General features: G+C 40.3%; 12 protein-coding genes, 1 pseudogene and 1 riboswitch. Of the genes and pseudogenes, 12 read left to right on the top strand and 1 reads right to left on the bottom strand.

All coding sequences use genetic code 11. The annotated features are described in order from the left end of the window. The first annotated feature begins 38 nt into the window (after nucleotides 1-38). Nucleotides 39-138: riboswitch (purine riboswitch) on the top strand. A gap of 174 nt (nucleotides 139-312) precedes the next feature. From AXX12_RS18395 to AXX12_RS18405, 3 genes are all read left to right on the top strand, one after another. Continuing rightward, nucleotides 313-1392: a guanine permease gene (locus AXX12_RS18395; protein WP_066245887.1), complete on the top strand. Its 1080-nt coding sequence runs from the start codon at nucleotides 313-315 to the stop codon at nucleotides 1390-1392. Nucleotides 1393-1403: 11 nt separating this feature from the next. Further along, on the top strand, nucleotides 1404-1952 hold the full coding sequence (locus AXX12_RS18400; RefSeq protein ID WP_066245889.1) for a phosphoribosyltransferase family protein: 549 nt from the start codon (nucleotides 1404-1406) through the stop codon (nucleotides 1950-1952). A gap of 772 nt (nucleotides 1953-2724) precedes the next feature. Then, a complete protein-coding gene (locus tag AXX12_RS18405) occupies nucleotides 2725-3486 on the top strand; it encodes a GNAT family N-acetyltransferase (protein WP_066245891.1) in 762 nt (253 codons plus the stop codon). A gap of 337 nt (nucleotides 3487-3823) precedes the next feature. On the opposite strand, the gene AXX12_RS18410 is transcribed toward AXX12_RS18405, so the two are convergent. After that, the gene (locus AXX12_RS18410) at nucleotides 3824-4774 is read right to left on the bottom strand and encodes a LysR family transcriptional regulator (protein WP_066245893.1); all 951 of its coding nucleotides are present in this window, start codon (nucleotides 4772-4774) and stop codon (nucleotides 3824-3826) included. 130 nt (nucleotides 4775-4904) lie between these two features. On the opposite strand from AXX12_RS18410, the gene cuyB reads away from it, so the two are divergent. From cuyB to AXX12_RS18450, 9 genes and pseudogenes are all read left to right on the top strand, one after another. Next, nucleotides 4905-5609, top strand: coding sequence for a cysteate racemase (gene cuyB / locus AXX12_RS18415; RefSeq protein ID WP_066245895.1), 705 nt, complete (start codon nucleotides 4905-4907; stop codon nucleotides 5607-5609). 95 nt (nucleotides 5610-5704) lie between these two features. Then, nucleotides 5705-5896, top strand: a pseudogene (locus AXX12_RS18970) (DapH/DapD/GlmU-related protein); the annotation flags it as partial. Nucleotides 5897-6109: 213 nt separating this feature from the next. Further along, complete coding sequence (locus AXX12_RS18420; protein ID WP_082816989.1) at nucleotides 6110-6613, top strand: GNAT family N-acetyltransferase; 504 nt, start codon at nucleotides 6110-6112, stop codon at nucleotides 6611-6613. 184 nt (nucleotides 6614-6797) lie between these two features. Then, nucleotides 6798-7649 (top strand): helix-turn-helix domain-containing protein, encoded by an 852-nt coding sequence (locus tag AXX12_RS18425; RefSeq protein ID WP_066245897.1) that lies wholly within the window; start codon nucleotides 6798-6800, stop codon nucleotides 7647-7649. Between the two features lie 554 nt (nucleotides 7650-8203). Further along, nucleotides 8204-9226, top strand: a complete 1023-nt coding sequence (locus AXX12_RS18430) for a TRAP transporter substrate-binding protein (protein ID WP_082816990.1) — start codon at nucleotides 8204-8206, stop codon at nucleotides 9224-9226. A 27-nt stretch (nucleotides 9227-9253) separates the two neighbouring features. Continuing rightward, a complete protein-coding gene (gene dctP, locus AXX12_RS18435; RefSeq protein WP_066245899.1) occupies nucleotides 9254-10261 on the top strand; it encodes a TRAP transporter substrate-binding protein DctP in 1008 nt (335 codons plus the stop codon). Between the two features lie 37 nt (nucleotides 10262-10298). After that, entirely contained in the window at nucleotides 10299-11795 is a 1497-nt protein-coding gene (locus AXX12_RS18440; RefSeq protein ID WP_066245901.1) for a sensor histidine kinase, read from the top strand. Between the two features lie 4 nt (nucleotides 11796-11799). Beyond that, complete coding sequence (locus tag AXX12_RS18445; protein WP_066245903.1) at nucleotides 11800-12585, top strand: response regulator transcription factor; 786 nt, start codon at nucleotides 11800-11802, stop codon at nucleotides 12583-12585. Nucleotides 12586-12824: 239 nt separating this feature from the next. Further along, entirely contained in the window at nucleotides 12825-13838 is a 1014-nt protein-coding gene (locus AXX12_RS18450; protein WP_066245905.1) for a DctP family TRAP transporter solute-binding subunit, read from the top strand. The last annotated feature ends 60 nt before the right edge of the window (nucleotides 13839-13898 follow it).

Here is a 13898-nt window from a genome sequence, read left to right on the forward strand (position 1 = left end):
ATAACTTGACATATCGACAAATTTCTGCTAAATTCTACACATAAAATATACATATTTCTCATATATCCTCGGGAATTGGCCCGAGAGTCTCTACCCGGTGACCGTAATCACTGGACTATGAGCTGAAAGTGAATCTAGGGTTCCGCGGAGTTTTCCGGTCTGGTCCGAGCGATTCGCATGGTTTTTGTTTACCCTAAACCATGACACCGTAGGGAGAAAAGCCCAGACGGATAGGTTTCACTCATTTAAGCGAGTGGACCCTATCGGTCTAGGCTTTTTTGTTTTTAAATTAATTAATTAGGGGGAAAAGAAATGAGCATTGAAGACATTTTGGCAGCCTTGGGTGTTATCGTCAATGGGTTGCCGCAAGGGTTATTGGCATTGACCTTTGGCTTCGCCTCGGTGCCCACTGCGGCAGGGTTCATCGTCGGCGCTGTTGGTTGCGGCGTACTCGGGGTTGTAGCGCCAATTTCATTCCAGGCAGAAACAATCACGATAGTTGGCACGATGGGCCGTACGATTCAGGAAAGGCTGTCCATGATATTCTGGGAAGGCGCATTGCTGCTGGCTATTGGCCTATTAGGTGTATTCGGTAAGATCGTGAATTTTATTGGTCCTGTAATAACCAACGCGATGATGGCAGGTGTAGGTATACTCCTGGCGCGAGTGGCTGTCGATATGACTCGCCGCAACCCTGCAATAGGTATCGTGTCGATTGCGGTTGCCCTGTTGACATACTACATAACTCCTAATCCAGCAAATAAGCTGGTTTTCACTATTGTTGCCTCGGTACTAGCCTCAACGGTCGCCTGCGTAGTTCTCAAACAAAAATGCGATCTGTTATTTGATGAATCGCGCGAGAAATTTATCTTTCAAAAGCCCATTCTTAACGTTAACGTCATCCGCGGAACACTGGGTATCGTTACCCTGAATATTGGCGCGAATATCGCGTTCGGCAACATCACTGCGCAGACAATCGCCAAGACAGATGTGAACCTGGATCATCTTACCATTATCAGCAGCCTGGCTGATATGGCGTCTTCCTTATTCGGCGGCGGACCGGTTCAAGCAATCATTTCCGCAACTGGTGCCGCGCCCCATCCAATAGTGGCGGGTGTTCTAATGATGAGTCTAATGGCAGTTATCCTGCTGTCGAAACTCTTGCCCCGTATCGGCAAATATGTGCCAAACGAATCTATTGCTGGCTTCTTGCTGGTGCTTGGCGTGATCGTTACCGTGCCGATCAACGCCAGCCTCGCCTTGCAAAGCGGCATCGGTACGCCCGAATCCATCATCGGCGGCGTCACAATGGCTGTCACCGCCATCACTGATCCGTTTCTCGGCATGGTGGCAGGCCTTTTGGTAAAACTACTAATTGGCACTTTTAGTTAATGGAGGTAAAGATGAATATTCCAACGTCCTACATACTTACAGTCTGCGGCCTTGAGCGGACTCTGCCCGTCCTGCAGGTTGCGCCTGATCTTAGCATTGCCAGTTTCGTTATTCTCGGCGATACGGAACTTGTTTGTCGAACAGCGCCTGAGTTGGTCAAAAAGCTGCCTCCTATTGACGTACTTATCACAGCAGAGGCGAAGGGAATTCCTCTCGTGTTTGAGGTTTCCCGACTGCTCGGCATGAATTACATTATCGCTCGTAAAAGCGTCAAGCCTTACATGCAGGACCCACTAACCATAGAGGTCCACTCCATCACCACGCAGAAAAAGCAGACTCTCTGTCTTGACGGTAAGGACGCTGCCGTTATCAGAGGCAAACGTGTAGCTATTATTGACGATGTCATAAGTACAGGTGAGTCGGTTGCTGCAGTGGAACGACTTGTTTGCCAGGCGGGTGGAGTGGTGGTCGCGAGAGCGGCTATCCTGGCCGAAGGCGATGCCGCCAATCGTGATGATATCTTGTTCCTCGCGCCACTGCCGCTCTTTCCGCACAAGTAGATGATAAACTTGGCGTAAACCAAGTTTTCCGGCTGAGATAATAAACCCTATCTGCTAGAGAAGACAACGCTTAAGTTTGACAAGTCATGCCCTGCTGAGTTCAGCAGGGCTTTTCGTATTTCTGGATAACCTGCGCCAAATGGTTGATTCCCTCGGCCGTAATTCCTTTCGTGCTGATCTGCCAGGGTCTACGTTTGGCTAGCGGAGGTGCGGCGGTCATCCTGACGGGGGGGATGCCTGTGAGTGGACTGATCTGCTCTTTGTGAGGAGTTGTGGCAAAATGTTGACAAAAAAGGAACATCCCCGCTTGTCCGCGCGTATTAAAATTTACAGCACAGATGGGTAGGTATTATAGTAATTTCAAATCGGAAGATTTTACGATTAAATAGTATATTTATTTAAATCGTTGAATTGCGATATTGCGCTAACTAATAAGAACTTGGCATAATCCGTATAATTGTAAAAAATGAAGAAACCTCAATCTTTGCGTTATGCGGGGTTGAGGCTTTTTGTTAAGAAGGATTCTAATTGTAGTCAGAGTATTATTCTTACAAGGTGGAATTATTACATTGAACGGATATGGTTTTCTAGCTTTGGCAATCGTCGTAGAGTATTGGTGTGGTATGATGAAAACATTACTGTGTATGAAACGTAGAGGGAAGGGCTTTTGAAAATTTTGTGAGTTCGAATAATATCGAAAAGGTAATAATGCTAGTATTATCGCATTGCTATTCAAGAAGTTCTAATTAGCCCTATGAGCGGAGGTTATTTAATGAAATTATTAACATTAACTGAAGAAAACTTAGAACGAGAGCATATTTGCTGTGCCATTGCTGACCAGAAAACCGCACCAGGAGTATCGCTGAAGAAAGCGTGGTTGAGAAATCGTTTTCAAGATGGACTGGTTTTCAGGAAAGCAGACGTTCGGGGGAAAGTGTTTATTGAATATTTGCCCGCCGAAAACGCCTGGTGCCCCATTGATGCCGACGGCTATATGTTCATCAACTGTTTTTGGGTGGCTGGTCGTTATCAGAACCAGGGGTATGGTGCTGAACTATTGCATTCGTGCTTGCATGAAGCGACAGGTAAAAACGGAGTTGTCATAGTTTCGAGCCTAAAAAAAAGACCTTATCTTTCTGATAAAGCCTATCTATTGAAAAAGGGTTTTGAAGTCGCCGATACAGCACCACCCTACTTTGAGTTGCTGGTTAAACGGCTGCAAGGTGACGCTGCAATGCCCAAGTTTAGAGATACCGTAAAAACACCGCCCCTTTCTTTTAGTCGGGGGCTGACTGTGCTGTATACCGATCAATGTCCTTTTGTTGAATACCATGTACAAAAGGAGCTGGATATCATCAGTGAAGAGTTTGATATCCCCATAAACCGCATCAAACTGGAAAGCAGGGAACAGGCTCGCCAATCCCCAGCTGTATTTACAACCTATACTGCTTTTTATCAAGGTGAGTTTTTGACCCACGAAATTCTTACCAAAGCAAAGTTCAGTAAGCTGTGGGAGAAAATTAAGGACGCCTAATTTTTCTCTTCAATAGATATGAGATACTGCATATAATCTTTATTTGCCATTAAAAGTGATAGTTCGTTATTTATGATACGGAGAGCGTAACCGTCGTAATGATAAATGTGTATTTAACAGGAATTGGTATCGAATTGGATAGTGCGCTGTTAAAGCCACCACATAAGTGAATCCATCAATAGCGAATAATTCGCCGTTACCAATGATACGGATAACCATATCATTGGTAACGGCGACAAGCACCTTCAACCCTGATAAAAACGGGCTGAGGGTGCTTGTCTTATGCGAATTGGGCAGGGGGCGGAGCGCTTCGTCACCAGTGAAATCAATGTAATGGTTATTGCTTGCTATCTGTTTTCTGTGCTATCTTTATAAATTCTTCCATAGTTCTGGTGATATATTTATTTTGTTTATTATAAAAGAATACATTGCGGAATGTGTAGGGACTGTTTATTTTGTAATATAGCATGTCTGAGCCATAGCCTGCTTTTTGGGCTAAGGTATCGCTAATGATTGTAATTCCCATGCCGTAGCAGGCTACGTTATATGCTGTAGCTAACTGATCTAATTCTAAAATAATTTTAGGCGTCAAGCCGTATTCTTGAAAAATTCTATCTGCGCGCATTCGCGTGTCGTTTCCATCCCTCAAAAAAATGCATGGATCATGGGCAAATAATGACAAAGGTACGGGCTTTGTCGCTGGATTTAAATGCATTCCGTTGCGGATATCGTCAATAGATAATTGGTATTCTTGGGCCAGACTATTTGAAGCAAATTTCTTGGGAACGGTAAGAATAAGACACTCTCTGCAGAATAAGTGTTTTTCATAGATTGCTTCATTCAAGGGGTAATTATCGATGACAAAATCGAGTGTGCCTGAAAAGAGCTGATCTTCTAAATGGGCACTATTGGCTTCAACGAGATTTACTTTGATGGAGGGGTATTTTATAGTGAATTCGGTAATTATTGCCGGAAGAATAAATGAAGCAAAAACATTACTTGCGCCAATAGAAAGTCGTCCTGTTTTTAGCTGATTTAAATTGCTAAGATAGTTTTCAAATCGATTTTCAATATCCATAATCTTTTCTATGGATTTTACATACTCGGTACCGCCTTCTGTCAACTGGACAGGATTACTGCTTCGGTCAAATATACAGCAGCCAATGCGTTTTTCAATTTTCTTAATTGCAGCGCTTAAAGCAGGTTGGCTGATATAGAGATTCTGTGCTGCTTTTGAAAAGCTTTTTTCTTTGTAGACTTCATAAATATATTCTTTCCCCTTAAACATAAGACCTCCGCGGTATAATCAAATAGTTATATTATTTATATAGATATATGTATTTGATTCTATTGTACTCGGATTTTATAATGAAATCAAATAAGGAGTAAGCCGTTGTTGTAAACAGGGGGAAGGTAAAATGCAAAAGTCAATTGGGATTATTGGAGGTATGGGAGCTTTAGCTACTTGTGATTTATTTAAAAAGATTATAGACATGACAGATGCCAAGTCTGATCAAGAACATATCCATATTTATGTAGATTGTAATACCAATATTCCAGACCGGACAAAGGCCATATTGCAAGGCGGAAAGGATCCTGTGCCTGAAATGGTGAGAAGCGGCGTGCGATTGCAATCGATGGGAGCGGATGTGTTGGTTATGCCATGTAATACGGCGCACTATTTTTATGATAAGATTACGCCTTTTTTTGATATTCCGCTTTTAAATATGTTGAAAGAAACGGCGAAGGAAATTAAAAAAAGGAAAATAAGAAAAATTGGGTTGTTGGCAACTGATGGGACGATTCAGTCAGGGGTATATCATAAAGCTTTAACGGATATAGGGATAGATTTAGTTATTCCTTCGCCCATGCAACAGACGAGTGTAATGGATATTATTTATAATGGGGTAAAGGCGTCAAACAGAAATATCAATATTAATGAGTTTTATGGGGCAATCGATAAGCTTTTTGAGAAAGGGGCAGAAGTGTTGATATTGGGGTGCACAGAGCTTCCGGTTGCATTTAAAATGTTTCATATTGACAGGCCTGCAATTGACCCGACCTCAGTATTGGCGGCAGCAGCAATTCGATTTGTTGATATGCCGTTATTAAATAGGCTATAGGATGTGAAAAAATCCAGTCGAAGGTTTTTTGGCGGAGAATTAGTTGATATCGTGTTTTCGTTAGTGATGGTAGGGCGCGATGAATATCCCATCACCTAGGTAACAATGTATGGATTGGTGCACAGGTAGTAGTTCTGCCAGGCGTGACGATCGGTGATGAAGTTGTAATTGGAGCTGGCAGTGTAGTGAATAAAGATATTCCTTCTGGTGTAATTGCAGCGGGAAATCCCTGCAAGGTAATTCGTAAAATAACTGAAAATGATAAGGGAAAATACTTGAAAGAATAGTGACATGAATGATGAACTTCAAAAAAGGAAATGTATAAAACGGCGAATTTTGGCCTCAACTCTTTAAATCAGGGGTTGAGGTTTTATTTGAAGGAGTTTGTCGATACTTAAGTAAGTATGTTAATAAGGCAACTGTTATGCCAATAAAAAGCTTTTTAGCGTTCACATTTTTTATGGAAAGATTGAAGATGGAATTGTAATGGAGATAAATTTATGGAAAATACCAGCGATAGCGTTTTCAATAAAAGTAATAACATAGTTCTTGAATCCGTTGATAAACATATTGACCAACTTGTTTGGTTTCTTAATCATGATGATTGTTTGGCTGATGCTTTAGGTTCGAATAACTCTGTTAAGATATCCAAACAGAATTTTATGGAAACCAATAAAAAATGGGCCACTGAGAGATGTGCAGATTTATTTGCGATCGTTCATGAGAAAAAAGCGATAGGGATGATATCGCTAAGTCATCAGGAGATAGTCAACCATACTACCCGAATTGGTTATTGGCTAGGGAGTAGATATTGGAATAAGGGATATGCCAGTAAAGCTTTTCAGCTTATACTTGAGTTAGCCAAAAGAAAAGGATTGAAGCATGTATCTTCTGCAGTTAGAGAAGACAATATGGTATCTAGAAAAATCTGGGAGAAATATGGGGCTCAAAGTGTGCTGGAAGATGATAAATATTCTTTTGTGATTGATATTGAAAAAATGTAAGCAGAGAATGTGCGGATTGCGGATGAGACTGAATGCAATAGACGAAGCTTAAATATAAGCGATAAAAAACAACTGCCGGTTGAACTTTTTTTGATATTTGCAACCAAAGTTCGCTAGACTTAGAAATCTGGTTAACTTACAATGAGATTGTCAGTACTGAACATCTCAAAGAGGAAGAGATACCATGTGCAATACCTATAATGAATTTGGGCGGCGAATTGCTTCGCTGAGGAAAGAAAAGGGCTATACACAAGAGAAAATTAGCTCCATGCTGAATGTCACACCGCAAGCCATTTCCAAGTGGGAGCAGGGAAATGCACTGCCGGATACCCTGCTGCTGCCACTGTTGTCCAAACTGCTCAACGTATCCATTGATTACTTGCTGACAGGGGAAAGTTCTGTGGGCAAGGCAGGTCCGTATGATGGAGAGTATCAGAAAGAAGCATTCTACTGGGGAATACAGCCTTCAGAACTTGCCGAACAAATTGTAGATATTCTACAGGGCGATACAGCGAATAAGCGTTTATTAGACGTTGGCAGCGGCGAAGGCCGGGATGCCATCTATTTTGCCAAATGCGGTTTTCAAGTGGACGCATTGGAAATTTCAACTCCAGGCATTGAGAAAATCAAACAATATAGTCAGTTGTCGGGTTATTCGGTTAATATTCTTCATGCCGATATGATTGGATACGAGATGTCTGAGGATTATGATGTTCTTTACTCTCACGGATCGCTCCAATTTTTACCGCTGGAGCAAAGACGGAAGCATTTTGACAAATACAAACAGCGGACGAAACTTGGAGGGTTGAACGCGCATCTTATTTTTGTTGAAAAACCATTCGTTAAGATGGCGCCAGATTGGGAGAAAAACGAATTTTTTTATCAGTCGGGTGATCTGGCTAGGTATTATCATGACTGGGAGATTTTGCGTTGTGAGGAAAGCATCATTGACTGCAATTCGGCGGGAGTGCCACACCGCCATGCAGTGAATCGCATCATTGCCAGGAAAATAAATGCGACAAGGGACGGTTTTTAATGTCGCAATTTTTTGTTACAAATTTTCGCCGTTTGACCTGATATGGAGAACCGTATCACTGGTAACGGCGAAAATCGAATAAATTGAACTGGTGCCAACCGATGAACTCTAAAAAGAACATGAAAGCAGAACCTCAACCGTGGAGGTTCTTTTTTTTTCGAGGGCGTTGAGGAAGGAATTCTTCCCTGAATGCCCTCGAATAGTTGATAATGAAGAGTTTAGTGTATGTTTACTTAAATAGATAATTGTTGATATAATATACAAAATGGAAAAAAGTCATACTAATCAGAAATACCTGCAATGGGGACTTGAAATAGTATTGTTAGCAAAATTGCTATGCTGGATATGAACAGTTATATTATTATCACTCATTGCTGTTCAGGCTTGCTTTAAACTAAATAGAAAAGCGCAGGTCCATAGGCTGTTTTTAGCATTAATATTCTTAACGATATTAATAGATTTGCCAGAGAGAATAGATGCTGATGCTCATCTCCTGAGGCAAATAGGATAGCATAAAGAAAAGTTGAGACGAGAGTTTTTCGAGGGGGTATATTGTGCAAATTAAATGGAAATGGATTAGCATTTTAATACTTCTGATAATTTTATTCGCCATTGCTGGCTGTAGGGGAGAACAGGAGAAAAACATCACAATTAGTGAACAGAAAATAATAATGAAAATTGGCCATACTCAGCCGATAAACCACCCGCGACACCAGTCTTTGCTGAAATTCAAGCAAACAGTTGAGACTAAAACAAACAATATGGTAGAAGTGCAAGTTTATCCGGCTGCACAGTTGGGCAGCGATTTAGAACAGATGCAGATGGTGAAGGATGGCAGGCTGCAGGCAATGAGAGGCAATCAGATTGAAGTCGCGGCACCGGAACTGCTTATTTATACTATGCCCTTTTTATTCGACAAACTGGAAGAAGCTCACCAAATCACCAGAGGACCAATTGGTGAGAAGATTGCTAGATTTACCCAAAAAGATAATATTGTCATTTTGGCGACAGGTGATGTTGGCGACTTGCGAGATATAACGAATAATGTCAGGCCGATTGTTGCGCCTAAAGACATGCAAGGTTTGAGGATGAGGACAACACCGATCGAGAGTACTGTTAAAACGCTGGAAGCCCTTGGTGCCTGTGTAATACCTGTTGATTATGATAATCTGTATAATGCGCTTAAAACAGGAGTAGTGGATGGACAGGAAAATCCACTTATTAATATAAGAACCCTTAAGTTGGAGCAGGTTCAGAGGTATTTGACAATAATAAAGTACCAGTATTATCCTGACCCGTTTTTTGTAAACCTAGCATGGTATGATTCTCTTGAGCCGGCAATTAAAGTGATACTAAAAGAAGCTTCTGTGGAAATGATGTTGATCAGTGATGAACTGATCGAACAAGCGAGTAATAATAACCTCGCTGATTTGGAAAAGAGTATGATTGTTAATACCCTGACGCACGAGCAACGGAAACGGTTTGTTGAACAGACAAAGCCTGTGTATGATTATTATATTGGCAAAGGTTTGTTTACTGTACAGGATCTGGAGGAGATAAGGAATGCTGTCAAATAGGCAAGTATAAGTAAGTGGGGTAATACTATGCAGAAGTCGAAACTATTTAATAAATTATTGTTACTGCTGCTAGTTTTATTATTTATTTCCGGCTGTGGCAATAAGGCTGAAGACTATCGTATAACGAATCAAAACAAAATTATTTTGCGGCTGGCCGAAACCCGATCGCCTAATTATCCTTCCAGTCAGGGGGCAAAAGAATTTGCCAAGTTGGTCGAACAAAAATCGGCAGGAAGAATAAAGGTTATGGTTTATGATTCCGGCAGACTTGGCGATGAGATAAGTGTAATAGAACAGGTTCAGTTTGGCGGAATTGATTTAGCGAGAGTAAGTGTGGCCTCATTAGTCAGATATTCACCTAAAGCAAAAATTATGACCCTGCCTTACGTATTCAAAAACTCAGTGCACATGTGGCAGGTGCTGAGTGGTCCGGTAGGGAATGACCTTATCGAAAGCTTGCTTAAGGAAAAAATCACCTGCCTAACCTGGTATGAAGCAGGTACCCAAGGGTTCTACAATTCAAAACGGCCAATTAACAGTATTGATGATATAAAAGGGTTAAAAATAAACGCTCAACAATCGCAAGTAAGCATAGATTGGTATTTGTATCTAGGGGCATCGCTAGTTTCAACTAAAGCAAGTGATCTATACAGTGCACTCCAGGTACGCAGTATAGATGGGGTAGAGGATAATATTATTGCCTATTATCTTTCTAGACATTATGAGGTGGCGCCATTTTTTACTTATGATGAACATGCAAGAATACCCGATATGATTATTGCCAGCAGGGGAACTATGCTGCATCTGTCACAAAACGATCGCGCCATTATTGAGCAGGCCGCAAAAGAATCGGCCATTAAACAAAAGCAAGCATGGTATGAAATGGAAAAAGAGGTATTGAAACATTTACATGATTTAGGTGTAAACATTGTTTATACAAATTACCAAAGTAGTGAAAGTTTCTTATCGGCAGTCGAACCCATTTACAACAGCTTTAAAAAAGAGGATCTAGCGACAATTGTTAATTTAAACTAACAGTAGGTCTGATACCAGAAGGAAAGGTTCTACTATTATGTTGATCAATTTAAAAAAATATTGGTATAACGCTTCGATAAGAAAAAAGCTTCTATTATTTCTCGGGGCGGTAATTTTATGCATAAGCACTTTCAGTATTCAATTACTGATTATTACCTACAGTTATATAAATAATTTTGGTGGAAGTATTAATGAGTATTTTAAAATAAACATGCTGCAACAGAATAATGTCAGAAATGAGCAATTTATCACAAAGTATTTTGATGATTTGCAGATGGATAATCTTGCCGCGTTTAATCAAAGCGTGGATTCTTTTTATGTGACCTTGCAGGAGATAAACAACAATTCACATAGCCTTGAAGCTTATCTTCTCATTCGTTCAATTCAGAATTCCTTTGATTCCTATTCGGAGGAAAGCAGTGCCGCAATTAGAATGCAACGGGATGGCAATAAGGATTTTACTACTCATTACTATAAAGCATACCGTATCAACCATTATATTGACTCTTATCTGTCACAGTTATTGGAGTTAAGTCTGCGGGAAGGTAATACAGTATACGACCATATGGTTAGGGATGCCAAAGTTATTATACTCGTATATGCACTGTTTATTCTGCTATTCTTATTACTTTGCTTAGTATTAATCTTTGCCTTATCTAATTACTTGACCAAGCCAATTGAACATCTTGCTAAGCTTTCGCTGCAAATGTCTGAAGGTAAATTAAATATTGAAACAATGGCAGTTCCTTCGCATGACGAGGTCGGCACACTGACGCAAGCCTTTAACGTAATGAGCAGCAGTATTAGAAAGCTTGTAAGTGACTTGCAGGCAAAGTCAGTTATTGAAGCAAGGCTTCACAGGGAGGAAATAAAAAATGTTAAGAACAGGGAACTGCTAAAGGAGGCCAGGTTTTTGGCTCTCCAGTCACAAATCAATCCGCATTTTTTATTCAATACCTTAAATACCGTGTCTAGGGTAGTAACCCTCGATCGCTCGGCAGACGCTATCAAGCTTATCAATTCACTGGCAGGCATTTTACGATATACTATGGGTGACAATAAAGCCCATGCTACCCTGCAGGAAGAACTTGAGATAATTGAGCAGTATGTCCAAATACAGCAATATCGTTTTGGCGACAGGTTGAAGGTAGACATAGATTGTAAGGGGATAGAAACAGGGATGGTAACAATTCCCCGGTTTACGCTGCAGCCTATTGTTGAAAATTCCATCATTCATGGTCTTGAGCCAAAGGTGGAAGGAGGGCATTTGCGGATTAAGGCTTATATCGATAAGGATAATTTAATGATTAAAATTATTGATAATGGTGTTGGCATTCATAAGGGGAAAATAAAATTTATTCTACAGAGGAAAAGCAAGGAGAAAGCAGGAGGCATCAAATCGATTGGTTTATCAAATGTCATCAATAGGTTGATCAGCTTCTGCGGCCATAAGGACTGTTATACTATAAAAAGCAAGCAGGGTTTAGGAACAATTGTTATCATAAAGGTGCCAATTAAGCCAATAAAGAGGTAGATTTATGTATAAATTGCTTGTTGTTGATGATGAAGCTATTGAAAGGGAAGCAATACAATATTTTATCCAGCAGGCCGGTTTAAAATTTGAGGCTGTGGAAGAGGCGACTAATGGCATTGAGGCAGTTTCTAAGGCGGCGGCATTAGAGCCGCAAATAATCATTATGGATATCAGAATGCCTGGCAAGGATGGACTGGAAGCGGCCAAGGAAATACGGCAATTTAACTCTGACTGTAAGATTATATTTTTGACAGCCTTTAGCGAATTTGAATATGCGCAAAAGGCCATAAAGGTTAAGGCCGAGGATTTCATTATTAAACCTGCTGACAGCGAAACGTTCTTGAGGGTTTTGAATAACGTCATAACAGACTTAGACCGGGGCAAAGCTGCTGTAGAGGCTGTTGCCTTAGAGCTACCCGAGAATTTTCACGATGGGACAGGAACGGAAGTCATGGTAAATGGACCAAACGGGTTGTTGGTTGATAGAGTATGTAAATATATTGATCAAAACTATAGCAAGTGTATAAAACTTGATGAATTGTGCGATATGGTGGGCTTTAGTAAGTACTATTTAAGTAGAATTTTTAAGCAATATAAAAACATGAACTTAGTAGACTATATTGCTTTTCGACGTATTGAAAAAACTAAGGAAATACTGAAAGATCCCAGGGTCAGCATCAAGGAAATCAGTTCCTTAGTCGGTTACAATGACCCTAACTATCTTACAAATGTTTTTAAAAAATGGGAGGGTATTTCTCCTACTGAATATAGAAATAAACTATGCCGTTAGATAACTCTAACGGCATTACTATTTCGACTGGCGTTTCCCGTAAATAGTCAAGCTGTTATGATAGAAAATCATTGGACAATATATTGTAGGATAAAACAATATTGCATAGAGAAATTGCGAAAATTATGAATTAGAATATAAATGAATGGTTTTCGGATTATTGAAAAAGGGAGGACAAATTTACCATTGAACCACTATTAATCGTTGTGCAAGAAAAAGTAGAAAAGGGGTAGATTTGATTGAAAAAAATACTATCTTTAGCTCTTGTTGTATGTATGGTTTCGGTGTTTATGGTTGGTTGTTCCAAAGAGAAAGGTGCTAGTTCTCAGAGCGGCAAAGCAAAAGTAATGAAAGTAACATCAGTTAATCAAAAAGACAGGGCGCTTTCGATAGGACTCGAGAAATTTGCCGAAATTGTTAATAAAGAGGCAGGCGGATCATTGAAGGTAGAAGTTTATCACGATTCTGTACTGGGCGGCGAACGTCAAATTCTTGAAGGCATCCAGATGGGTACAATTCAAGGCGGTTTAGTATCTACGGCGATTACCGGGACAATAATCCCTCACATGTCTGCTTTTGAATTGCCTTTCTTGTTTAAAGATAAAGCAACTGCATTTAAGGTGTTAGATGGTCCTATTGGTCAAGACATATTGAAAGAATTGCCTGCCAAAAAAATTATTGGTTTTGGCTATTGGGATAGCGGTTTTAGACACCTGAGTAACAGTACGAGAGAAGTAAAAACCCTGGAAGCTATGTCTGGTTTAAAGGTTAGAACAATGGAAAGCAAAGTTCATGTTTCAACATGGAAAACTCTCGGGGTTAATCCGACCCCGATGGCCTTTAATCAGTTGTATTCAGCTTTAGAGCAAAAGGTTGTTGATGGACAGGAAAATCCCGCTGTAATCATTAAAACCAACAAGATCAATGAAGTGCAAAAATACCTGACCACAACCGGACATGTGTACAGTTCCAGCCCATTCATGGTTAGCAAAAGTTTCTGGGATAGCCTGACAGATAAAGAAAAAGATATTATCACTAAAGCAGAAAAAGAAGTTAGAGCGTTTGAGAGAGATTTAAATGACAAACAAGATGCTCAATGTTTAGTCGATCTTGCTAAGAGTGGCATGAATGTAACAGATTTGAATCCTGGCGAAAAAGAAAAAATTGTTGCCAAATTACAACCAGTTTATAAAGAGTTTGCCGCATCTATTGGTGAAGATTTCGTTAATCAGTTATTGGCGGCTGTGAAATAAGCTAATAAGCAAAAGGCTTAAAGGGACCTTGTGTTTTAACAAAAGTTCTTAAGAGGGGAC

It is taken from the genome of Anaerosporomusa subterranea, from assembly GCF_001611555.1.
In the GTDB taxonomy this organism is placed as follows: Bacteria; Bacillota; Negativicutes; order Sporomusales; family Acetonemataceae; genus Anaerosporomusa; species Anaerosporomusa subterranea.

What these genes read in the sequence shown, in the direction of transcription:
- AXX12_RS18395 (WP_066245887.1), top strand. Translation starts at nt 313, where the DNA reads ATGAGCATTGAAGACATTTTGGCAGCCTTGGGTGTTATCGTCAATGGG.
- AXX12_RS18400 (WP_066245889.1), top strand. Translation starts at nt 1,404, where the DNA reads ATGAATATTCCAACGTCCTACATACTTACAGTCTGCGGCCTTGAGCGG.
- AXX12_RS18405 (WP_066245891.1), top strand. Translation starts at nt 2,725, where the DNA reads ATGAAATTATTAACATTAACTGAAGAAAACTTAGAACGAGAGCATATT.
- AXX12_RS18410 (WP_066245893.1), bottom strand. Translation starts at nt 4,774, where the DNA reads ATGTTTAAGGGGAAAGAATATATTTATGAAGTCTACAAAGAAAAAAGC.
- cuyB (WP_066245895.1), top strand. Translation starts at nt 4,905, where the DNA reads ATGCAAAAGTCAATTGGGATTATTGGAGGTATGGGAGCTTTAGCTACT.
- AXX12_RS18420 (WP_082816989.1), top strand. Translation starts at nt 6,110, where the DNA reads ATGGAAAATACCAGCGATAGCGTTTTCAATAAAAGTAATAACATAGTT.
- AXX12_RS18425 (WP_066245897.1), top strand. Translation starts at nt 6,798, where the DNA reads ATGTGCAATACCTATAATGAATTTGGGCGGCGAATTGCTTCGCTGAGG.
- dctP (WP_066245899.1), top strand. Translation starts at nt 9,254, where the DNA reads ATGCAGAAGTCGAAACTATTTAATAAATTATTGTTACTGCTGCTAGTT.
- AXX12_RS18440 (WP_066245901.1), top strand. Translation starts at nt 10,299, where the DNA reads ATGTTGATCAATTTAAAAAAATATTGGTATAACGCTTCGATAAGAAAA.
- AXX12_RS18445 (WP_066245903.1), top strand. Translation starts at nt 11,800, where the DNA reads ATGTATAAATTGCTTGTTGTTGATGATGAAGCTATTGAAAGGGAAGCA.